General features: G+C 31.5%; 1 protein-coding gene. It reads right to left on the bottom strand.

What is annotated here, in order from left to right:
- Positions 1 to 34: 34 nt before the first annotated feature.
- On the bottom strand, positions 35 to 247 hold the full coding sequence (locus Q4Q35_RS00025) for a DsbA family protein (protein WP_303275866.1): 213 nt from the start codon (positions 245 to 247) through the stop codon (positions 35 to 37).
- Positions 248 to 343: the final 96 nt, after the last annotated feature.

Genomic DNA, 343 nt, shown 5'->3' with positions numbered 1-343 from the left:
CATGCCCAAAGTGTTTGCTTTGGGCTTTTTATTTTTATTGTAAGATCTCTCTTAAATCATCTACATTATATTCTTTGGGTAACTCATAGCCATTTATAGATATGGTTGGGGTATGTGTGATTTTTTCTGCAACACACCAATTATGCATGGCTTCTATTTTATCGTTTTGTTGTTCCAGTTCGCCATCCATAGGATATTTTTTTGGCAAATACATCATAACCTTTTTGATCTGCCATATACCAATCATCTATGGCTTCTTGGGTTTTATTAATATTATTAAGTTCATTTTAAAAAGAGTAGAAACCTACCATTGGCAAGTTTCTACTAATAAATAATTATCCTT

It is taken from the genome of Flavivirga aquimarina (assembly GCF_030540835.1).
Lineage (GTDB): Bacteria > Bacteroidota > Bacteroidia > Flavobacteriales > Flavobacteriaceae > Flavivirga > Flavivirga aquimarina.
Note: the sequence above shows the minus strand (reverse complement) of the source record. Positions and strands in the feature narration are given on the sequence as shown.